20 protein-coding genes are annotated in these 22,014 nt (G+C 61.3%); 3 read left to right on the top strand and 17 right to left on the bottom strand.

The features are described 5' to 3' along the window. Nucleotides 1-3 precede the first annotated feature (3 nt). The 7 genes from JNA92_RS22810 to JNA92_RS22780 all read right to left on the bottom strand — a co-directional run bounded on the left by JNA92_RS22810 (nt 4) and on the right by JNA92_RS22780 (nt 8,641). Entirely contained in the window at nt 4-795 is a 792-nt protein-coding gene (locus JNA92_RS22810; RefSeq protein ID WP_241806782.1) for an ABC transporter ATP-binding protein, read from the bottom strand. Further along, nucleotides 792-1,925, bottom strand: coding sequence for an ABC transporter permease (locus JNA92_RS22805; RefSeq protein ID WP_241806781.1), 1,134 nt, complete (start codon nt 1,923-1,925; stop codon nt 792-794). Before JNA92_RS22805 ends, JNA92_RS22810 begins: the two co-directional genes overlap by 4 nt. Nucleotides 1,926-2,049: 124 nt before the next feature. Then, entirely contained in the window at nt 2,050-3,075 is a 1,026-nt protein-coding gene (locus JNA92_RS22800; protein WP_241806780.1) for a DUF5924 family protein, read from the bottom strand. 90 nt (nt 3,076-3,165) lie between these two features. After that, complete coding sequence (locus JNA92_RS22795) at nt 3,166-4,572, bottom strand: M16 family metallopeptidase (protein WP_241806779.1); 1,407 nt, start codon at nt 4,570-4,572, stop codon at nt 3,166-3,168. 30 nt (nt 4,573-4,602) lie between these two features. Next, a complete protein-coding gene (locus JNA92_RS22790; protein WP_241806778.1) occupies nt 4,603-6,261 on the bottom strand; it encodes a Na/Pi cotransporter family protein in 1,659 nt (552 codons plus the stop codon). 228 nt (nt 6,262-6,489) lie between these two features. Beyond that, nucleotides 6,490-7,260, bottom strand: a complete 771-nt coding sequence (locus tag JNA92_RS22785; protein WP_241806777.1) for a TerC family protein — start codon at nt 7,258-7,260, stop codon at nt 6,490-6,492. A gap of 73 nt (nt 7,261-7,333) precedes the next feature. Continuing rightward, on the bottom strand, nt 7,334-8,641 hold the full coding sequence (locus JNA92_RS22780; protein ID WP_012316833.1) for a CitMHS family transporter: 1,308 nt from the start codon (nt 8,639-8,641) through the stop codon (nt 7,334-7,336). A 267-nt stretch (nt 8,642-8,908) separates the two neighbouring features. Here JNA92_RS22780 and JNA92_RS22775 point away from each other — a divergent pair, with 267 nt between their 5' ends. Continuing rightward, nucleotides 8,909-9,310, top strand: a complete 402-nt coding sequence (locus JNA92_RS22775; RefSeq protein WP_241806776.1) for a GFA family protein — start codon at nt 8,909-8,911, stop codon at nt 9,308-9,310. Nucleotides 9,311-9,414: 104 nt separating this feature from the next. On the opposite strand, the gene JNA92_RS22770 is transcribed toward JNA92_RS22775, so the two are convergent. From JNA92_RS22770 to JNA92_RS22725, 10 genes are all read right to left on the bottom strand, one after another. Continuing rightward, complete coding sequence (locus JNA92_RS22770) at nt 9,415-11,373, bottom strand: DUF4105 domain-containing protein (protein ID WP_241806775.1); 1,959 nt, start codon at nt 11,371-11,373, stop codon at nt 9,415-9,417. Next, on the bottom strand, nt 11,370-11,690 hold the full coding sequence (locus JNA92_RS22765; RefSeq protein WP_241806774.1) for a DUF2388 domain-containing protein: 321 nt from the start codon (nt 11,688-11,690) through the stop codon (nt 11,370-11,372). Before JNA92_RS22765 ends, JNA92_RS22770 begins: the two co-directional genes overlap by 4 nt. Then, on the bottom strand, nt 11,675-12,019 hold the full coding sequence (locus JNA92_RS22760) for a DUF2388 domain-containing protein (protein WP_241806773.1): 345 nt from the start codon (nt 12,017-12,019) through the stop codon (nt 11,675-11,677). Before JNA92_RS22760 ends, JNA92_RS22765 begins: the two co-directional genes overlap by 16 nt. Before the next feature lie 83 nt (nt 12,020-12,102). Next, on the bottom strand, nt 12,103-12,420 hold the full coding sequence (locus JNA92_RS22755; RefSeq protein WP_241806772.1) for a DUF2388 domain-containing protein: 318 nt from the start codon (nt 12,418-12,420) through the stop codon (nt 12,103-12,105). Between the two features lie 315 nt (nt 12,421-12,735). Then, nucleotides 12,736-12,951, bottom strand: a complete 216-nt coding sequence (locus JNA92_RS22750) for a DUF1127 domain-containing protein (RefSeq protein ID WP_241806771.1) — start codon at nt 12,949-12,951, stop codon at nt 12,736-12,738. 374 nt (nt 12,952-13,325) lie between these two features. Beyond that, nucleotides 13,326-14,819, bottom strand: a complete 1,494-nt coding sequence (locus JNA92_RS22745) for an acetyl-CoA hydrolase/transferase family protein (protein ID WP_241806769.1) — start codon at nt 14,817-14,819, stop codon at nt 13,326-13,328. A 188-nt stretch (nt 14,820-15,007) separates the two neighbouring features. After that, nucleotides 15,008-16,444, bottom strand: a complete 1,437-nt coding sequence (locus JNA92_RS22740) for an NAD(P)(+) transhydrogenase (Re/Si-specific) subunit beta (RefSeq protein ID WP_241806768.1) — start codon at nt 16,442-16,444, stop codon at nt 15,008-15,010. 2 nt (nt 16,445-16,446) lie between these two features. Beyond that, entirely contained in the window at nt 16,447-16,761 is a 315-nt protein-coding gene (locus JNA92_RS22735) for an NAD(P) transhydrogenase subunit alpha (RefSeq protein ID WP_012316824.1), read from the bottom strand. An 11-nt stretch (nt 16,762-16,772) separates the two neighbouring features. Continuing rightward, a complete protein-coding gene (locus JNA92_RS22730) occupies nt 16,773-17,894 on the bottom strand; it encodes a Re/Si-specific NAD(P)(+) transhydrogenase subunit alpha (protein WP_039604735.1) in 1,122 nt (373 codons plus the stop codon). 409 nt (nt 17,895-18,303) lie between these two features. Next, on the bottom strand, nt 18,304-19,212 hold the full coding sequence (locus tag JNA92_RS22725) for a LysR family transcriptional regulator (protein WP_241806767.1): 909 nt from the start codon (nt 19,210-19,212) through the stop codon (nt 18,304-18,306). A 161-nt stretch (nt 19,213-19,373) separates the two neighbouring features. On the opposite strand from JNA92_RS22725, the gene JNA92_RS22720 reads away from it, so the two are divergent. Both JNA92_RS22720 and JNA92_RS22715 read left to right on the top strand, forming a co-directional pair. Beyond that, entirely contained in the window at nt 19,374-20,555 is a 1,182-nt protein-coding gene (locus JNA92_RS22720) for an acyl-CoA dehydrogenase (protein WP_241806766.1), read from the top strand. A gap of 14 nt (nt 20,556-20,569) precedes the next feature. Further along, the gene (locus tag JNA92_RS22715) at nt 20,570-21,790 is read left to right on the top strand and encodes a CaiB/BaiF CoA transferase family protein (protein ID WP_241806765.1); all 1,221 of its coding nucleotides are present in this window, start codon (nt 20,570-20,572) and stop codon (nt 21,788-21,790) included. Nucleotides 21,791-22,014: the final 224 nt, after the last annotated feature.

Here is a 22,014-nt window from a genome sequence, read left to right as displayed (position 1 = left end):
CGTTCAGCGCTCCTGCCCGGCACGGCTGGCGGCCTGTTCAGCCGCCCGCCCGCGTGGGCCGTGAAAGTAATCGTGAATCCACGGGTCGTCGGTCTGTTCGACTTGGGCCAGCGGGCCTGCAACCAGCACTTTCTTCTGCGACAGCACCGCAATGCGGTCAGTGATGGTGTAGAGCGTGTCCAGATCGTGGGTAATGAGGAACACGCTCAGGCCCAGGGCATCGCGCAGCGTGAGGATCAGCTGGTCGAAGGCGGCAGCGCCGATTGGGTCGAGGCCGGCAGTGGGTTCGTCAAGGAACAGGATGTCCGGGTCCAGGGCCAGTGCACGGGCCAGTGCGGCGCGCTTGATCATGCCGCCAGACAGTGAAGAGGGGTATTTGTCTGCGGCGGAAATCGGCAGGCCGGCCAAGGCCAACTTCACCCCGGCCAGATGTTCTGCATCGGCGCGCGACAGGCCTGCATGCTCAATCAGTGGTAACGCGACGTTCTCGGTGACGGTCAGCGAGGAAAACAGCGCTCCCTTCTGGAACAGCACGCCAAAGCGTCGTTCGACCAATGAGCGTTGCTCTTCATGCAGGCCGGCCAGGTCTTGGTCAAACACCTTGATCTGGCCTTCATTCGGTAGCCTTAACCCTATGATGCTGCGTAGCAGCACCGACTTGCCGCTGCCCGAACCGCCAACCACGGCCAGGATTTCACCGCGGTAAAGGTCCAGGTCGAGGTTCTCGTGCACGCTCTGGCTGCCGAAGCGGTTGCAGATGCCCCGCGCCTGGATCACTGCCTTCTGCTCACTCACCAGCCCATCTCCATGCAGAACAATGCGGCCACGGCATCCAGTACGATGACCACGAAGATCGACTGAACCACGCTGGAGGTGGTGTGGGCGCCTACCGACTCAGCGCTGCCACTGACCTTGAAGCCTTCCAGGCAGCCAATGGCCGCGATCAGGAACGCAAAGAAGGGTGCCTTGGCCAGGCCGACGAGAAAGTGCTGCACACCGATGTCACTTTGCAGCAGCGAGAGGAACATGGCCGGCGAGATATCCAGTGAAAGCGCGCAGACGACAGCCCCCCCGACGATGCCGCAGATCATCGCGACGAAGGTCAGCAGCGGCAGCGAGACCAGCAGCGCCAACACCCGGGGGACGACCAGCAGTTCGATCGGGTTCAGGCCCAGGGTGCGGATGGCGTCGATTTCCTCGTTGGCCTTCATCGAGCCGATCTGCGCAGTAAAGGCACTGGCTGTGCGGCCGGCCATCAGGATGGCCGTGAGCAACACGGCGAATTCGCGCAGGAACGAGAACGCCACCAGGTCGACAGTGAATACGGTTGCGCCGAAATCGGCCAGCACGGTCGCCCCGAGGAAGGCGACCACCGCGCCTACCAGAAACGTCAGCAACGCGACGATGGGCGCGGCGTCCAGGCCGGTCTGCTCGATATGCGAGACAACCGGGGTGAGCCGCCAACGATGCGGTTGCAGGGCCCGGCGCAGCAGGGTTTCGAGGATCAGGCCGATGAAGCCGAGCAGCTGCAGGGTGTCTTGCCACAAGGTACTGACCGCGCGGCCGATGCGCTCCAGTAGCAGAAGCAGTACATGGCGCTCAGGTTCCTTAACCGGGATGCAGTAGTCCTGAACCGAGCAGTAGACGTTCTTGAGCAGGGCGCGGCTGGCATCGGGCAGCCCTTGAGTGCAGCGCGACAGGCGCTCAGAGCCCAGCAGCTCAGCCAGTAGCGAGGCACCGGCGGTATCGAGCTGGCCCAGTTGGCTGAGGTCGGCTACGGCGTCGGCACCGTATTGGGTGCGCAGGCGTTCGCTGTCACGCTTGAGGCTGGCGTAGTGAGCCAGGGTCCAGTCACCGACAATGCGCAGGCAGGCCGGTTGGCTACTGGTATCCAGGGTGGCGCTGGGGGTGGTCATAAGCTCCATGCATCTGACAGGCGTAGAGACTGATCATAGCGCAGCAGGCATGGCGAGGTTTGTTGAGAATGTGCTGAGTGTTGTGGGGCCGCGTTGCGGCCCATCGCTGGCAAGTCGGCTCACCCAGCAGCGCTCATTGCCTCGCCGGCGCGTCGTTTACCACCTTGAAACGCAGCACACCGATTACTTGGCCATCTTCGGTCAGCACGCGGACTTGCCATTTACCCGCAGGGTTGGGCGGGAAGTTCTGCTTGTGGGTCCACGCGCGGTAGCCCTCCTTGCGCCCGCCATGGATATCCAGGGCGATACGGTCCACTTCTTTGCCATCCTTCTGCCACACATGGTAAATGCGCTCGTTAAGGCCACGCGGTGCGTTGATGGCGGTATAGGCATAAAGGCCGCTGCTGCGAATGCGGCTGGCGGCTACTTCATCCAGCGATTCACCGGGCTGGCGGTTCGATACCTCGGTGCTGACCGCCACTTCGGTCATCCACAGGGTGGCGGGTGGTACCCACGAGCGCAGTAACCAACCGCCGCCGCCCACCGCCAGGGTCATCATCACCAGCGCCACGCCACGGCGCCAGGTGTTGATCGGGAAACTGCTGGCCAGGCTTGGGAACGACAGCACCATGGCGGCGACCAGTGCCAGCTTGAAGCTTTGTGCAGTGGTCAGGTGCAGGATGATCGGCAGGGCCGTCAGCAGTGCGGCGAACAGGGTGAGGGTGTGCAGCGCCATGAACAGCCAGCGCCGCGGTGCCAGCCACTTGTAGTACAGCGGGTCGACGATCGAAACCAGCCCGGCTGCACCGAGCAGGCCGGTGAACACCAGTTGGCCACTGTTCCAGGTGGTGGTGATGAAAAAGAACGGCAGTACGAAGAACAGGCTTTCCTGGTGGATCATCTGCGTCGCGTAGCGCAGCAGCGGCTGAGGAATTTCCCGGTTGAAGGTGCGGGCGAACAGGCCTGTCAGGGTGTTTTCCAGCATCAGCCAGATCCAGCTGACCAGCATGAGAATGGCGATCCAGCTGGCCAGGCTGGCCTGGCGGTCGACCAGAATGAAGCTGCCGATACCGGAGAGAAAACCGCCGAGCGCGATGATGCCGGGGTAGCGTTTTAGCAGTTCGATGACGCGCTGAACGATATGGGGAATAGGGGGCATGGGTATACAACAGAGTGATAGGGTGACTGTGCCGCCCCGTCGCGGGTAAACCCGCGAAGCGGCCGGTACTGTCGAAAGGATACCGCCGAATCACCGCTGCCGTGTAGCACCGCTCGGTGGTTGCGGTGAAGTACGCCGGCGACGCAGTAGCCCGGCGGCCAGGATCACACCAAGCCCCAACGCAATCAGCCCGTACAGCTCGTCATACCCAAGCAACGGTTTCTCGATGCGCAGGTAACCCTCGTCCTTGAGCAATGCCTTCAACGCTTCATTGGCCTGGTTCAGGCTGACCTGTCGCAGCTGCCGGGCCGGGTCGGCAAAGCGCCCGTTGCTGTAGGCGTTGAGTGCCCCCCAGTAGTAATCGGCCAGCGCGCTGTTGCCTTGGGTACTCCAGCTTTCCTTGGCGACGGCGGCCTCCTTGACGCGGGCGAATATATCCGGGTCGAGGCCGTCCTCCCGCAAGTGGTCGAACAGTTTCTGCATCACCTTGACCGCCTCGTCGACGTCGTCGCGCTCAAGGTCAGCGTTCAAGCTGAGCAGGCCGCTGTCACCAAAGCTTTCCCGCTGTACCGAAGGCCCGTAGGAAAGGCCGTGACGCAGGCGCATTTGGTCGTACAGGGCCCAGTCCAGATAGCGTGAGAGCAGGTCGAGTGTCGACTGGTGGTCGTTGTCCAGTACCGGCTCGATGAATAGCCAGTGCAGTTTGACGCTGTCGCCCAGAAAGCCCCGGGTCAGGTCGCGCCGCTGTTCGGCCTGCTGGCTGATGCTATCCAGGTTGCGCCGCTCCTGCGGCTCGGTGGCCGGCAGTTCGCCGTAGGTGCGCTCCAGGTAGGCCGGCAGCAGCCGATCGAGGCCGCCCACCATGATCAGGGTCATGTTGTTGGCGGCGTACCAGCGATCACGCAGTGCTTGTACCTGCTCCAGTGTCATGTCATCGAGGTTTGAGCGTTCCGGGCATTTGAGGCCCAGCTCGGTCGCCAACTGATCGCTGGCTGGATGGCCGATGTCCTGGCGGTCGAGCCAGCGTTGCAGGTGGCCATAGTGGCCGCCGTCTTCACGTTCGATGATGCGCTTGGCCGTGGCCAGGGCCTTGGCGTCGATGCGGGTGTCACGCACTACCGCCAGGAGCAGGTCCAGCACCTTGCGCTGGTTGCGCGCCGGGGCCTCGATGACGAAGGTGGTGTCGGCGCTGCTGGTGAAGGCATTCCATTCGCCACCCAACGCCTGCAGGCGCTCTTCCAGGCCGCCCTCTCCGGTCTCGTCGATGCCGCTGAACAGCAAGTGCTCGAGCAGGTGCGGCAACTCTTTCTGCTCGCAGTCGAAGTCGTCCAGGCCCACACCTACCACCAGGCGGATCGCCACATGATCGCGTTCGTAGCCGGATTTAAGGATAACCTGCAGGCCGTTGGGCAGCAGGTAGCCCTCGACACGCGAGCGATCGAGGGCGAATGAATGCAGGCTACAGATCAACAGGCAAACGAAGGTCAGGCAACGCATGGGCGAGCTTGGGTCTCCAGGTAGGCGAGATCAGGGTAGGCGGGCTTCGTCCGGCACGCTGTCGAGCAATAGCCCGCCAGTGTCCGAGCCACCCAGTACCACATAGGCACTGCTGCAGAACAAAGAGTTCAACCGCTTCATGTCCGCGATCAGCTCCAAGTGTAGCGAACTGGTCTCGATACTTTGCACCACCTTGCGTTGCAAACGGCTGACATGGGCATGGGCCAGGCGCCTTTCCTGGGCACGGAAGCGGCGTTTTTCCCGCAACAGCAAGCGCGCGCTCTCTGGGTCCGCGCTGAGAAATACCGAAAGGCCCAAGCGCAGGTTGGTCAGCAATTGCTCTTGCAGGCCGGTGAGCTCCTGCAGGCCGACCTGGGAAAACTCCCGGCGTTGGCTGGTCTTCTGCTGTTGGACCTTGCGCAGCATGCGCTCGACCAGGTCACTGGCCAGCTTGAGGTTGATCGCCAGTTCGATGATTTCGGCCCAGCGCCTGTTGTCCTGATCGCTGAGGTCTTCCCGAGGCATTTGGGCCAGGTACAGTTTTATGGCGCTGTACAACGCTTCGGCGTCTTCGCCCAGGGCGCGGACCTGCTGTGGCAGGGCGGCCTGGGTGCCGCGCAGGGCGTTGAGCATGGCTTCGAGCAGGCTGTCGACGATATCGCCCAGGCGCAAGGTCTCGCGGGCAGCGTTGGCCAGGGCCAGGCTCGGCGTTGTGAGCGCCGAGGCGTCCAGATGGCGTGGACGCACTTGGCCGTTACCGTTCTCGCGCTCTGGCAACAAGGCGTTGCACAGGCGCCCCATGGGCTTGACGGTGGGCAGCAGGATCAGACAACGCAGTGTGTTGTAGAGCAGGTGGAAGCCGATCACCAGCTCCTGGGGGCTGAAGCTGAGCGAGTCCATCCACGCCACCAGTGGGTGCAGCACCGGTATGATCAGTACCAGCCCGATCAGCTTGTACAAAAGGCTGCCCAAGGCCACCCGCCGGCCCGCGGCGTTCTGCATGCTGGTGCTGAGAAACGCCAGCAGCCCGCTGCCGATGTTGGCGCCGACCACCAGGCCGATGGCCACTGGCAGGCTGATCAGCTCAGCGCCGGCCAGGGTGGCGGTCAGCAGCACTGCCGCCAGGCTGGAGTACGACACCATGGCGAACACCGCGCCAACCAAAGCATCGAGCAGGATGTCCCCGGTCAGTGAGGCGAACAGCACCTTCACACCCTGAGCCTGGGTGATCGGGGTGGCCGCCTGAACGATCAGCTGCAGCGCCAGAATGATCAGGCCCAGGCCGATGCCTACCCGGCCCAGTTGGCCTGCACGCGTCTGCTTGCGCGACAGGAAAAAGATCACGCCCAGGAACACCAGCAGTGGCGAGAGCCAGGAAAGGTCCAGGGTAAGCACCCTGGCCATCAGTGCGGTGCCGACGTCTGCACCGAGCATGATGGCCAAGGCGGGGGTCATGGCCATCAAGCCCTGGCCGACGAATGACGTCACTAGCATGGCGGTGGCGTTGCTGCTTTGCACCACGGCCGTGACCAGGATGCCGGCGATGAACGCCAATGGCCGCCGGTCCATGTTCTGGCTCAGAACCCGGCGCAGGTTGGAGCCGAACACTCTCAGGATGCCGGTTCGCACGATATGCGTGCCCCATACCAGCAACGCGACGGCGGAAAGCAGGTTGAGCAGGGTCAGCATGGTGTAGCCCCCCTCTTATCCGGGCTCCAAAGGCGGAGCCAATGGGTGAAGCGGTAAGCCTGGCCCGGGGGTGGGTGTTTTTATCCAGTGCTTACTCTAGCTTTAGTTGTTTTGCGGACCTGTCGCCAGCTTGGCATGCGCGGCCAGCATTTGAAACCTGCCTGTCATGAAATCCAAGGCATGAAAAAGGGCCCTGATGAGGGCCCTCGACTACGGCGTTCGCGGTGCTTACTGGCCCGGAATGTCCTTGCGCAATTTCACTGCGTCCTGCTCCTTGCCGCGCTTGCGCGCCATGGCGGTGCGCATGCGGATGTTGATGGCCTCCACCCCAAGGGAGAACGCCATGGCGAAGTAGACATAGCCCTTGGGCACATGTACATCGAAAGATTCGGCGATCAGCACAGTACCCACAACGATCAGGAACGAAAGTGCGAGCATCTTCAGCGAAGGGTGCTTGTCGATGAAATTGCTGATGGCACCGGCGCACAGCATCATCACCAGTACTGCAACGATGATTGCCGCGACCATCACCGGCACATGCGAAACCATGCCGACAGCGGTGATCACCGAGTCCAGGGAGAACACGATGTCGATGATGGCGATCTGAATGATTGTGAAGAGGAACGTGCCGCCCTTGCCCTTGGGCTCCTCACCGCTTTCGTCCTCACCTTCCAGGCCGTGGTAGATCTCCTGGGAGCTTTTCCACAGCAGGAACAGGCCGCCACAGAACAGAATCAGGTCGCGGCCCGAGATGCCTTGGCCGAATACCACGAAAAGGTCGGCAGTCAGGCGCATGACCCAGGTGATCGATAGCAACAGCAAAATGCGGGTGACCATGGCCAGGGCCAGGCCGAAGATTCGGGTGCGCGCCTGCATGTGCTTGGGCATGCGGCTGACCAGAATCGAGATCATGATGATGTTGTCGATACCGAGAACGATCTCAAGCGCAGTGAGGGTGAAAAAGGCAACCCAGATTTCCGGGCTGGTCAGCCATTCCATGTGTATTCCTTCGAGCGATAGTGGCGAAGCGCCCTTGCACAGGGCACTTCGCGTTGCGGTGACAGGCGTTTATTTAAAGACTGCTGAACAGCGGGAAAATGCCCATCAGCAGTGCGGCGAGCATTATGCACATGCACACCAGTACTGCCCATTTGAGTGTGAAGCGCTGATGATCACCGAATTCGATGCCTGCCAGCGCCACCAGCAGGTAGGTCGAGGGTACCAGCGGGCTCAGCAGGTGTACCGGTTGACCGACGATCGACGCGCGGGCCATTTCCACCGGGCTGATACCGTAGTGGCTGGCCGCTTCCGCCAGCACCGGCAGCACCCCGTAATAGAAGGCGTCATTGGACATGAAGAAGGTGAACGGCATGCTCACGATCGCGGTGATCACCGCCAGGTAAGGGCCCAGCGCCTCGGGAATGACCGCCAACAAGCTTTTGGACATGGCCTCGACCATGCCGGTGCCCGACAGGATGCCGGTGAAGATACCTGCAGCGAAGATCAGCCCGGTTACGGCGAGCACGCTGCCAGCGTGGGCGGCGATACGGTCCTTCTGCTGCTGAAGGCAAGGGTAGTTGACAATCATGGCGATGCTGAAGGCGATCATGAACAGCACCGGCAGTGGTAGCAGGCCTGCGATCAGTGCAGCCATCAGCGCGGCGGTGAGCGCACCGTTGAACCACAGAAGCTTGGGCCGGCGTGCGTCGGGGAACTGCGACACGGTGATTTCGCTGTGATCGATGTCGTCGGTAGGCAGGTGCAGTTCACCCAGGCGGGCACGCTCACGCTTGCCGTACATGTAGGCGATGGCGAGGATCGCCAGCACGCCGAAGACCATGGCCGGGATCATCGGTACGAAAATGTCCGACGGGTCTACGTGCAGGGCACTGGCTGCGCGGGCAGTGGGGCCGCCCCATGGGGTCATGTTCATGACCCCGCCTGCAAGTATGATCAGGCCGGCCATGATCCTCGGGCTCATGCCCAGGCGGCTATACAGGGGCAGCATGGCGGCGCAGCAGATCATGTAGGTGGTGGCGCCGTCACCGTCCAGCGAGACCACCAGGGCCAGGACAGCGGTGCCGACCGAGACTTTCAGCGGGTCGCCCTTGACCAGCTTGAGGATCTTGCGCACCGCCGGGTCGAACAGGCCGGAGTCGATCATCAGGGCGAAGTAAAGGATGGCGAACATCAGCATGACGCCTGTGGGCGCGAGCTTGCTGATGCCTTCGAGCATCATCGGGCCGATCTTGGCGGAAAAACCACCGAACAGGGCGAACAGGATCGGTACCAGGATCAGTGCGATCAAGGCCGACAGGCGCTTGGTCATGATCAGGTACATGAAGGTGATGACCATGGCAAAGCCGAGGAAGGTCAGCATGGCAATACTCCAGGCGTGGCGCGGCGAAAGGAAAGTCGATCGGGGCGAATCAGCGCGTCAAGCGCTGCACGGGGAGCAAGCGGAGGGGTACTGCGAAAGGGCGGGCACAGGAATACATCAGAATCACCATTGTTGTTGTTGATTGGGCCGGGCGCGGAATAGTCCGGGTGCCCTGGCTGACCGGTCTTGTGCCGGTAGTGGTGGCTATCCTATGGGTGCAAGCTTTCAGCCAGCTTTCGCCAGGAAAAGGGCGACGGGAGGTAGGAGATGTCTGATGTAACTGAAGGTGGCTGCCATTGCGGCGCCTTGCGCTATTGCTTGAAGGGTGAGGTGACCGATATCGCCCATTGCCATTGTTCGATCTGCCGGCGGGTCAGCGGGGGCCTGCTGGTGACCTGGCTCACCGTGCCGCGCTCCGGTTTCCAATGGGTGGCGGGCAGGCCGCAGTGCTATGTGGCACCGGCCAGTTGCAAGCGCTACTTCTGTGGTGATTGTGGTGCACATGTGGCATTGGTGACGTCGCATAGCCCGGGCAGCATCGATGTGACGGTAGCGACGCTGGACCACCCGGAACGGGTGCGGCCCACGCGGCACATCTGGACCGGGAGCCGGTTGCCCTGGCTGCATGTGGATGAAGGTTTGCCTGAGGAGCAAGAGGAAAACCCCTAGCGTATGGACGCATTACTACCCTGTCGCCGGCAATTGGCCCGCATACATGACCCAGGGTGCACGCTGGGGGAGCCGCCTTGCCGGCGATAGGGCCAGAAGGGCGATCAAGGTAGTTGCAGGCCGCCTGCTGCCTTGTGCAGCGCCCTCAGGTGTTCACCGATCTGCTTCACATTGGCCTCGACCGCTGCAATTTCCTTGGCCCGCGAAGGCTCCAGCAGTGCCCTGACTTCTCTGTCGAGGTCAGTGCTCAAACGCAGCAACTGCGACTGCCGTTCACTACTGACTTTCTCCAGATGCTCGCGCTCATCCGGCTGCGGCAGCCCGTATCCCTTGGTATCCAGCAGTTCGGCCGGGCGGCTGAGGAAGCCACTGTTGGCGAGCATCTGTTTGAGTGTCCGGTCGGCTTTGTTGACACTGCCGTCTTTCAGCGCGGCCGCATTCAGATAGCGCTGCTTCACTTCATCCTGAGCCAGCAGCAGTTGGCGGCGCAGGCTGGCCTGTTCCAGCAGCAGCAAGGCGGCGCTGGTGCGCAGGTCGGCTTGCGAGAACCAGCCGCGGCGTTGTTCGGCGTCCTGGGCCAGCCAGTCCTCGACCTTGTCCTGCTTGACTGGCAGCTGTTTCTTCAGCACATCGAACATCGCCTGATAGCGGTCGCGATAGGAGTCGAAACGGTAGCCCAGGCGCAAGGCTTCGCGCGGGTCGTCGAGCACGCTGGTATCGGCCAGTCCGCGACCTTTCAATACGGCGAGCAAACCGTTGGGCATGATGCTGTCCAGGTCGTTCAGGCGCGGGTTGGCGGTGCCGCTGCGCAACAGTTTCAAGGACTCTACCGCACAGTTGTTGGACAGGAACCAGTAGTTGCCGTCATAACTCCAGTGCATCTCTGCGGCCTGGCGTACCAGGTTTTCTACTTCGTCGCGGTTGAGCTTCAACGGCACCGACGCCAGGCTGCGCAGTTCGGTCTTGGTGTATTCGTCGATCACCTGGGCCAGCGGCAGCACGAACAGCCTTGACGGATAGGCTCCAACCAGGCCATCCCAGCTGGACAGTTGAACGTCGTTGACGAAGGCCCGGTAGGAGAGCACCAGGTGCTGGTCCAGGTCCAGGCGGCAGTCTGGCCCCCTTGGGCGGCCGGGTTTGCAGATCACCAGGCGCAACATGCTGTGGCCCCAGCGGCTTACCAGGTTCTGGTTGGCCTCGGCCAGGAGAAAGTCCACCTCGTAGACCCGCTCTGGGTCGATTTCGCCCAACGGCTGGCGGGCGAAGTCGCTGCCGGCGTTGAGGAATGGCAATCCCTTGGCGCACGTTGTCTGCTTGGGCGCCCAGCCGAAATGATCAGTCAGGTACTGATTGAGCGCTGGCCGACGGCAGCCATAGCTCGGGTCCAGGAGGAAGTACTCCATGTTGACCGCGATGTATTCCTTGGGGCTGCTCAGCTCATAGCTGTCGGGGCTGCGCAGGAACTGGCCATTGTGCTGTTCGCGCTCACCGCGGCGGCCAACGTATTGCGGCCAGCCGGCCAGGTCGAGCAGGCGTGGGTCATCGCTCAGGGTAAAGCGGCGCTCGGCCTGGCCGCGACACTGCTCGGGAAGGCCGACCTTACCCACGGTGCCTTGCTGGCGTTTGCAGCGGGCGATCAGCGAGTGTTCAGCACTGGGCCAGAGCCGGGCTCGGTCGTATATGTGGGTAAGCTCGTGCAGGACTGTAGCCAGCAACTCCTCACGCACCGTGCCATGCGGGCGGTTGGTACGCTCTTTGGCGGCACTGCCATCCGCCAGGCTGGGCAGCAGGCGCCGGTTGAGCTGCAGGGTCGAGACCAAGGAGGCCTGGCCGTAGGCGTCAGCTGGCATGTTGTCGCTCCAGCTGACCTCGACGCGCCGGTTGAGCTGTTGCTTGAAGCGGGGAGGGAGCTTGGCCAAAGCCTCATCAAGCAGGGTGTGGGTGGCTTGAGCCTGCTGTGGGGTCAAGCCGGCTGCCTGCAGCTCGAGCTGCAGGTCAGCCAGGGCGGGCGTGCCCAGCAGCGTCAGGGCGCAGCCGAGCAACCAGGCACGTACGCGGTTCACAGCGCCAGGATGGCTTCGGCCAGCACCTGGTCGCTGGCGTCGCGCGCTTCAGGCACGCGTTCGCGCAGGGTGTTGAAAGCGGCCTCAAGCTGGGCGCCACGAATATCACCGTTGCTGGCGACGAAGCTTGCGGCGTCGTCATGGGCTTCACGCACGACTTTGGAGTCGCGGATCGAGGTGGTGGTGTCAGAGGTGAAGTCGATCGAGCGGCCGAAGGCCTGCACGATGATGTTGCTGGTGGCCACCAGAGTTTGTGCCTGGGCCAGGTCGGCCAGCAGCAACATGCCGAGGGTAGCGGCGATCAGCGGTTTACGCATGGAGCATCTCCGGAAATACAGGGAGTCAGATTTAATGATTGGACGAGAATTGCTTCTGCCAGTTCAAGGTCGCCGACAGATTGACGAATGTCGTCATGTCGCAGCGACTTGAACGCTGCTTCCAGGCGTGCTCCGTGAATCAGGCCGTCGCTGGCGACGAAGGCTGCGGCATCATCGCGAGCCTGCCTGACCAGCTTGCGATCGAATGGGGCAGTCGTGACCTGGCTGGTGACGTAGCCTGTGATGACCAGGCCTTGCGTGGTGGTGTCCATGGCATGGGCACTGCCCATGGTGACTACACAGAACAGTAGCGGCAACAGATAACGCATTGGCTTTCTTACGACAGGAACAGGAACGTCGAAGGCTAGCCCACAAGTACCGGCCAGGGCCAGCGCTTGTGGGCTGTAGCAGATCAGAGCGCCAGGATAGCCTGAGCCAGCTGCGCATCGCTGGCCTGCAGGGCTGGCATGTTCGAGCGGATGTGCAGCAAAGCGCTTTCGAGCTTGGCGCCGCGAATGGCGCCCTGGCTGCCCACGTAGCTGGCCGCATCGTCGCGAGCGGCCTGCACGATCTTGTCATCGCGGAACGACGAAGACACATCGGAGGTGGCGTCGGTGGAGGCGGCAACCGCGCCAACGACTGCGTCAGTAGTGACAATGAAGCTGGTGGCGTGGGCAGTGCCGGCCAGGCCGAGCAGCAGGGCTGCGCCAATCAGGTATTTACGGGTCATGGTCGTGCACTCCTGGGGAAGGTTCGGGTAGATCTGCTTGAGACGCTCACACGGGTCGTCCGTCACGGTGGCTTTGAGCATCTGGTTTTTATCAGACCGCCCAGTCAAGCGTATCACGCGCCGGAATGAATGGATGTTAATGAACGGCGCACAAGCAAACTGTTATGGTTGTTTTTTGAAGCCATAAAACTGTACTTGTTGCTGACGGCAGCGCCTTGGTTGAACCACCGGGCAAACTCATAAAAAAACCCGCTGCAGTTTCCTGCAACGGGTTTGGAAATTCGCGGTGCCGGCCGCAGCCGACGAGCCGGGGGCTTAGCGCCAGAACGGCTTGCTCAGCTCTTCGTAACGCTGCGACTCGCTGATACCGGCATCTGCCAGCAGGCGGGCATCCAGGCGAGCCAGTTGACGACGGCTGGCCATGCGGCGCTGCCACAGCAGCAGGGTAGAGAGCGCGCGCAGCGGCAGGGAAGCGTGGGTTTGCTGGGCGTTGTTTTCAAAAACGAGACCGGAACTGAGGGTACGTTCCATGATGTTTCATCCTTCCGCTTATGGCGGGACTAGGGAGTGGTTTAACTGATGCCAATGATCCTCCTTTGCTGTCCATAACAGTAGATACAGTTCCGCTGCATAACGATGGTTCAGTTAACTGTGTAACCCTACTGTTGCACTCGAAACAGGCGCAACTGTACTGGTCAGCACTATTTTGGTGCTTTTTTGAGATTTGGATGGGTTTGCTCAGGCGGAGCGGAGAGGAATTACCGGTACAGTAGTACAGTTTTGTAGCTTGGTGGATGCCTTGCTGAATCGACTAGGCGCGAAAGGGCTGCAGAGCAGCCCTCACAGTATCGCTGGGGATGAGAAACGCGTGGCGGCCAATGGCAGAGGCTGGCCGCTGCTACAGATCAGCTGGCGAGCATGCGCCCACTTTCTTCCAGGTTTTCGTGCCAGCTCAGCGCTTCACGCAGGATATGCGGGGTATGGCCGCCCCGCAGGCAAGCGCGATCGAAATAGTCGTTCAGCGCTGCGCGGTAATCCGGGTGGACACAGTTATCGATGATCGCCCGTGCCCGCTCCCGCGGCGCGAGGCCCCTCAGGTCTGCCAGCCCCTGCTCAGTCACCAGGATGTCCACATCGTGTTCGGTGTGGTCGACATGGCTCACCATAGGTACAACGCTGGAGATCGCGCCGCCTTTGGCGATCGACTTGGTGACGAATACGGCCAGGTGCGCATTACGGGCGAAATCGCCGGAGCCACCGATACCGTTCATCATCCGGGTGCCACAGACGTGCGTGGAGTTGACGTTGCCGTAGATGTCGAACTCCAGCGCGGTGTTGATGCCGATGATGCCCAGGCGGCGCACGACCTCAGGGTGGTTGGAGATCTCCTGCGGGCGCAGGACCAGTTTGTCCTTGTAGCGCTCCAGGTTGCCGAATACGTCGGCATTGCGACGGCCCGACAGGGTGATGGAGCTGCCTGAGGCAAAACTCAGCTTGCCAGCGTCGATCAGGTCGAAGGTCGAGTCCTGAAGCACTTCGGAGTACATGGTCAGGTCTTCGAACGGCGACTCGATCAGGCCACACATCACCGCGTTGGCGATGCTGCCGATGCCGGCCTGCAGTGGGCCGAGCCTGTTGGTCATGCGGCCTGCATCCACTTCTTTTTTGAGGAAGTTGATCAGGTGGTCGGCGATGGCCTGGGTTTCGTCGTCCGGCGGCAGCACCGTGGACGGCGAATCTGGCTGGTCGCTGATGACGATGCCGACGATCTTGGCGGGGTCGATCGGGATCGCGGTGCTGCCGATGCGATCATCCACTTTCACCAGCGGGATCGGCGTGCGGGTCGGGCGATAGGTCGGGATATAGATGTCGTGCAGGCCTTCGAGGTTGGCGTTGTGCGACAGGTTGATCTCGACAATCACCTGCTTGGCGAAGATCGCGAAGCTCGCCGAGTTGCCCACCGAGGTGGTCGGCACGATGTGGCCTTGTTCGGTGATGGCCACCGCTTCGATTACCGCGATGTCCGGCAATTTGAGCTGCTGATTGCGCAGCTGCTCTACGGTTTCCGACAGGTGCTGGTCGATGAACATCACCTGACCGTCGTTGATGGCTTTGCGCAGGGTGCTGTCGACCTGGAATGGCATGCGGCGCGCCAGCACGCCGGCCTCGGTCAACTGCTTGTCCAGGTCATTGCCCAGGCTGGCGCCGGTCATCAGGCTGATTTTCAGAGGCGACAGCTTGGCGCGTTCGGCCAAGGCATGCGGTACGGCCTTGGCTTCGCCGGCGCGGGTGAAACCGCTCATGCCGACGGTCATGCCGTCCTCGATCAGGCCAGCGGCATCAGCCGCACTCATTACCTTGCTGTGCAGGGAGGACAAGCGGATACGATCACGGTACATGGATTGTTATCTCGGGCTACTGAAGCTACTGCCGGGCAGTCTAGAGATTTACCCCGGCGCCGTCCCACGACCATGGTCGTATGAGGCGCCCGGGAATAGAGCCATTGATCTGGATCAGCAAAATGCAGAAGCCCCGGGAGGGGACTCGCCGGGGCTTCTTCATGTTCCACTGGTGGGTGGAAGCGGGGTTACTCGACGGCTTTGACCATATCCTCGATGACCTTCTTCGCGTCACCGAATACCATCATGGTCTTGTCCAGGTAGAACAGTTCGTTGTCCAGGCCGGCGTAGCCGCTGGCCATGGAGCGTTTGTTGACGATGACAGTCTTGGCTTTGTACGCCTCCAGGATCGGCATGCCCGCAATCGGCGACTTTGGATCGTTCTTCGCCGCCGGGTTGACCACGTCGTTGGCGCCAAGCACCAACACGACGTCGGCCTGGCCGAACTCGGCGTTGATGTCTTCCATCTCGAACACTTGGTCGTAAGGCACTTCGGCCTCGGCCAGCAGTACGTTCATATGCCCGGGCATGCGCCCTGCCACTGGGTGGATGGCGTACTTCACGGTCACCCCGTTGTGGGTCAGCTTCTCGGTCAGTTCCTTGAGCGCGTGCTGGGCACGGGCTACCGCCAGGCCGTAGCCGGGTACGATGATCACCGTGTCGGCGTTACTCAGCAGGAAGGTCGCGTCATCTGCCGAGCCAGACTTCACTGGGCGTTGCTCTTTCGAGCCTTGCGCCGCGCCGGCATCGACATCCCCGCCGAAGCCGCCAAGGATGACGTTGAAGAACGAGCGATTCATCGCTTTGCACATGATGTACGAGAGGATCGCACCGCTGGAGCCCACCAGGGAGCCGGCGATGATCAGCATCGAGTTGTTCAGCGAGAAGCCGATACCGGCTGCCGCCCAACCCGAATAGCTGTTGAGCATCGACACCACCACCGGCATGTCTGCACCGCCGATCGGGATAATGATCAGCACACCCATGATGAAGGCCAGGACCAGCATCAGGGTGAAGGCGCTGTAGTGGCCGGTGAAGGTGAACAGCAGGCCCAGGGCAATCGTGGTCAGGCCGAGAATCAGGTTCAGCTTGTGCTGGCCGGCGAACTGTACCGGTGCGCCTTGGAAAAGACGGAACTTGTACTTGCCCGACAGCTTGCCGAACGCGATCACGGAGCCTGAGAAGGTGATTGCACCGATGGCAGCGCCGAGGAACAGCTCCAGGCGGTTACCGGTGGGGATCGGGTCGCTGATGCTAGCGACAATGCCCATCGACTGCGGTTCGAGTACTGCTGCGATGGCAATGAATACCGCCGCCAGGCCGATCATGCTGTGCATGAAGGCGACCAGCTCCGGCATCTTGGTCATCTCCACGCGCTTGGCCATGATCGAACCGGCAGTACCGCCGACCAGCAGGCCGACGATGACGTAACCGATACCGGCAGTTGCCAGCTCTGCCCCAAGCTTATAGATGAGGCCAACCGTGGTGAGGATCGCAATCCCCATGCCGATCATGCCGAACAGGTTGCCGCGCCGCGACGTGGTCGGGTGCGACAGGCCCTTGAGTGCCTGAATGAAACAGACCGAGGCGACGAGATAGAGGAGCGTTACCAGATTCATGCTCATGCTTACTTCTGCGCCTCGTTCTTGGTTTTCTTCTTGAACATCTCAAGCATGCGACGGGTGACCAGGAAGCCACCGAACACGTTGACTGCAGCCAGGGCCACCGCGAGGGTGCCCATCAGTTTGCCGGCCGGGGTCACGGTCAGCGCGGCAGCCAGCATGGCGCCGACGATGACGATGGCCGAGATGGCGTTGGTGACCGCCATCAGGGGCGTGTGCAGTGCCGGGGTCACGTTCCAGACCACGTGATAGCCGATGTAGATGGCCAGCACGAAGATGATCAGGTTGTAGATGCCGTGGGAAATCAGCATGTCTTCCATTGTCGTGCTCCTTAGCCGTTCTTGCGCACGACCTGGCCGTCGCGGCACATGAGGCACGCGGCGACGATGTCGTCTTCGAGGTTGATGACCAGCGCACCGTCCTTGTCGAACAGCAGCTTCATGAAATCCAGCAGGTTGCGTGCATACAGTGCCGAGGCATCTGCCGCCACCTGGGCCGGCAGGTTGGTCGGGCCGACGATGGTCACGCCGTTTTCCATCACGACCTGGTCGGCGACGGTCAGCGGGCAGTTGCCGCCTTGGGCAGCGGCCAGGTCGATGACCACCGAGCCTGGCTTCATCTGCGCCACGGTTTCGGCGCTGAGCAGCGTCGGAGCCTTGCGGCCAGGGATGAGCGCCGTAGTGATGACGATGTCGGCCTGTTTGGCCCGCTCATGCACGGCCTGGGCCTGACGCTGCATCCAGCTGGCCGGCATCGGCCGGGCATAGCCGCCGACGCCTTCTGCGCACTCGCGTTCCTCATCGGTCTCGTAGGGCACGTCGATGAACTTGGCGCCCAGCGACTCGATCTGCTCCTTGACCGCCGGGCGTACGTCGGACGCCTCGATGACTGCGCCCAGGCGCTTGGCGGTGGCAATGGCTTGCAGGCCGGCGACGCCAGCACCCAGGATCAGCACGCGCGCGGCTTTCACAGTGCCGGCGGCGGTCATCAGCATGGGCATGAAGCGCGGGTAGTGATGGGCAGCCAGTAGCACGGCCTTGTAACCGGCGATGTTGGCCTGGGACGACAGCACGTCCAGGCTCTGGGCCCGCGATGTACGCGGCGCGGCTTCCAGGGCGAAGGCAGTGATACCGCGCTCTGCCATCTTGCCGATCAGCTCGTTGTTGAAGGGGTTGAGCATGCCCACCAGAAGGCTGCCGCTGTTGATCAGGGCCAGCTCTTGGTCGTTGGGGCCGACCACCTTGAGAACCAGTTGGGCGCCGTAAGCATCGGCTGCGCTTCCCAGGGAAGCACCCACAGCCTCATAGGCACTGTCCGGAATGCTGGCATTGAGCCCTGCCCCCCGTTGGACGGTGACCTGATGGCCCTGGCCAATCAGTTTCTTGATGGTTTCCGGGGTCGCAGCGACCCTTGTCTCACCGGTCTGCGTCTCGAGAGGAACACCAATGTGCACGACTATTTCTCCTGCGGTGACCTTTTTGTCTTTATGAAGCCAGCGCACTTCGGGTGGTGCGCGGGTTTGGCTATTGGGCGCCAGCCCGCCGAATCCAGGGCGGGCGGAGCATTTTGCAGACGAACCCAAGGCCCTTCAACCGGTTCTGGAGCGAAACGAAGTTAAAACTACAAGTCACCCTGTGACCGTATGTCGCAACGAGTGGGCCGCAGCCCGTCAAGCATGGGCTATTGGCAGATTAGGGGGTTTTTTGAATTTTTTTGCATTGATTTCGCAGATGGACTCGCGAAGGTCGTAAAACCCTCTGAAAGCCGCGTGTTTAAAGGTTTTGTTGAGGTTTTTCGATTCACCTGAACAGTTTGCTTATATGCGACAAAAACATACATCTGTAGGTGTTTAAAATAATTGACTACAAAGGTAGGGAAGGGGCGATGTAGTGCTGTGCCTGCGCCAGAAGCCAATCACGGAATGCCCGTAGCGATGCCGACTCGGCCTTGCGTTCGGGAATCATCAGATAATAGGCCTTGTCGCTGGACAGGGCGTATCTGTTAGCGACCACCAGCCTGCCTTCCTCCAGCTCCCGCTGAATCAAGAATGGTGGTATCAGCGCGATGCCCATCTGGTGGATTGCAGCCTGGGCCAGCATGGAGAACAGTTCATAGCGCGGGCCTGTCATATCGCCGGAAACGTTCATGCCCAAACCGTTGAACCACTGGCGCCAGGCATAAGGCCGGGTGGTCTGCTGCAGCAGCGGTAGGTTGGCGATACGCGTCGCGTCGAGCATGCCGTGGCCGTCCAGCAAGGCCGGGCTGCACACAGGTACCGGGTTTTCGCCCATCAGGCGGTGGGCGTGCGTGCCTGACCAGTCGCCATCGCCAAAATAGATAGCGGCATCGAACGCCGTGTCGGCAAACAGGAATGGCCGTGTGCGGTTGGTCAGGTTGACGGTGACGTCCGGGTGTCGCTGCTGGAAGTCCTTGAGCCGAGGCAGCAGCCATTGGGTGCCGAAGGTCGGCACCACGGCCAGTTCGATCACGTTGGCACCTTGCTGGCGCATTACCGACAAGGTGTCGCGCTCTACTGCATCCAGCTGGGCGGCAACCTGGCGGCTATAGGACAGTCCCGCCTCGGTCAGCTTGACGCCGCGCCGCGAACGCCGGAATAGCTCTACGTTGAGAAACGCTTCAAGGCCGCCGATCTGGCGACAGACGGCGCCCTGGGTCAGCGCAAGCTCCTGAGCAGCCTTGGTAAAGCTCTCGTGGCGCGCTGCCGCTTCGAAGCAGACCAGTGCGGTGGTACTGGGGATCTTGCGGCGCATGTACGGCAACCTCACTCATAGTGTTTGCGAGACTGGGTTTTTAGCGTTTCGGAGTGACAAATTATCACTAATGCGTGCGCAATCCTCGTTTGTCCTCGTTGTAGATCAGGCCTAGGATCAAAGGCACAAGAATCTGCTCCCCTATTTCGAGGATTTCGTTCATGGCCGGTAAAGCAAGCTTCAACTGGATCGACCCGCTGCTGCTGGACCAGCAGCTCACTGAAGAAGAGCGCATGGTTCGTGACAGCGCCTATCAGTTCGCCCAGGACAAGCTGGCACCGCGGGTGCTGGAGGCGTTCCGCCATGAGCAGACCGATCCCGCTATCTTTCGCGAAATGGGTGAGGTCGGACTGCTGGGCGCAACCATTCCCGAGCAATATGGCGGGAGTGGCCTCAACTACGTGTGCTACGGGCTGATTGCCCGGGAAGTGGAACGTATCGACTCCGGCTATCGCTCGATGATGAGTGTGCAGTCTTCACTGGTGATGGTGCCGATCAACGAATTCGGTACCGAGGCGCAAAAACAGAAGTACCTGCCCAAGCTCGCCAGCGGCGAGTGGATCGGTTGCTTTGGCTTGACCGAACCTAACCATGGCTCCGACCCGGGCTCGATGATCACTCGTGCGAAGAAAGTGGACGGTGGCTATCGCCTGAGCGGCAGCAAGATGTGGATCACCAACAGCCCGATCGCCGATGTGTTCGTGGTCTGGGCCAAGGATGACGCGGGGGATATCCGAGGCTTTGTCCTTGAAAAGGGTTGGCAGGGCCTCAGTGCGCCGGCAATCCACGGCAAGGTCGGCCTGCGCGCGTCGATCACCGGCGAAATCGTGATGGACAATGTGTTCGTGCCAGAGGAAAACATCTTCCCCGAGGTGCGTGGCCTCAAAGGTCCGTTCACCTGCTTGAACTCTGCCCGTTATGGTATTTCCTGGGGGGCTCTGGGGGCGGCTGAAGCCTGCTGGCACACCGCTCGCCAGTACACCCTGGACCGTCAGCAGTTCGGTCGCCCGTTGGCTGCCAACCAGCTCATCCAGAAGAAATTGGCCGACATGCAGACCGAAATCACCTTGGGCCTGCAAGGCTGCCTGCGTTTGGGACGGATGAAGGACGAGGGCACCGCTGCGGTGGAAATCACTTCGATCATGAAGCGCAACTCGTGCGGCAAGTCGCTGGAGATTGCGCGTATGGCCCGTGACATGCTGGGTGGTAATGGTATTTCCGACGAGTTCGGTGTTGCGCGTCATCTGGTCAATCTTGAGGTGGTCAACACCTACGAGGGAACCCATGACGTACACGCGCTGATTCTGGGGCGCGCGCAAACCGGCATCCAGGCCTTCTATTGATAAGGAGCCGGGCCATGGGCGCGCTATCTCATCTGCGGGTGCTGGATCTCTCCCGTGTGCTGGCTGGGCCTTGGTCCGGTCAGATTCTGGCTGACCTGGGCGCCGATGTGATCAAGGTCGAGCGCCCAGGCTGCGGCGACGATACCCGCGCCTGGGGGCCGCCCTTCCTCAAGGATGCACAAGGCGAGAACACCAGCGAGGCGGCTTACTACTTGTCGGCCAACCGCAACAAGCGTTCGGTGACTATCGACTTTACGCAGCCGGAGGGGCAGCGCCTGGTGCGTGAGCTGGCTGCGAAGTCGGACATCGTCATTGAAAACTTCAAGGTTGGCGGGTTGGCTGCCTATGGGCTGGATTACACGAGCCTGAAGTCAGTGAATCCCAAGCTTATCTATTGCTCGATCACTGGCTTCGGTCAGACCGGGCCCTACGCGAAGCGCGCTGGCTATGACTTCATGATCCAGGGGCTGGGCGGGCTGATGAGCCTGACCGGGCGCGCGGATGGTGAGGAAGGTGCCGGGCCTGTGAAGGTGGGGGTAGCGCTTACCGATATTCTGACTGGGCTGTATTCGACCGTGGCCATACTGGCGGCCCTTGCCCATCGCGACCAGACTGGGGTTGGGCAGCACATCGATATGGCCTTGCTGGATGTGCAGGTAGCATGCCTGGCCAACCAGGCGATGAACTACCTCACTACCGGCAACGCACCTCGCCGGCTGGGCAATGCACATCCTAATATTGTGCCTTATCAGGATTTCCCGACCGCAGATGGCGACTTCATTCTTACCGTGGGCAACGATGGCCAGTTCCGCAAGTTCGCCGAGGTGGCTGGTCAGCCTCAATGGGCTGATGACCCACGCTTCGCAACCAACAAACTGCGGGTGGCCAATCGGTCGCAGCTGATTCCCTTGATTCGCCAGGCCACAGTGTTCAAGACAACGGCGGAGTGGGTGAGCCAGTTGGAGGCCGCGGGCGTACCCTGTGGGCCGATCAATGATCTGGCGCAGATGTTCCAGGATCCGCAGGTGCTTGCTCGCGGCCTGGCAGTGAGCATGCCGCATGCCTTGGCTGGGAGTGTGCCGCAGGTGGCCAGCCCTATCAGGTTATCGGAAACGCCTGTTGAGTATCGTCGTGCGCCGCCGTTGTTGGGTGAGCATACGGAGGCGGTTCTTGGGGATGTGCTGGGGTTGGATGGCGATGCGCTGGGGCGTTTGCGCAGTGCCGGTGTGGTCTGAGGCTATATATAGGTGATGAAAAGCGGGGAGGCCGACAGGCCTCCCCGCTTGGCTTTTCAGCGAAGGTGAAGTTAATTGGATTTAAGCCTTGACGCGTTCTCGAATCCCCTTATAATGCGCCCCACTTCCAGCGTAGTCGGAACGAGAAACTCCTTGAAATTCAATGAGTTGCTTAATCCAGGTAGTGCTGGAGGTGCTTCGGTCATCTGATCGATAGCGGTTGA

Origin of the sequence: Pseudomonas putida, assembly GCF_022627325.1 — a bacterium.
GTDB classification, from domain to species: domain Bacteria; phylum Pseudomonadota; class Gammaproteobacteria; order Pseudomonadales; family Pseudomonadaceae; genus Aquipseudomonas; species Aquipseudomonas putida_X.
The sequence above is the reverse complement of the archived record's forward strand: the minus strand, read 5'-3'. Positions and strand labels throughout refer to the sequence as shown.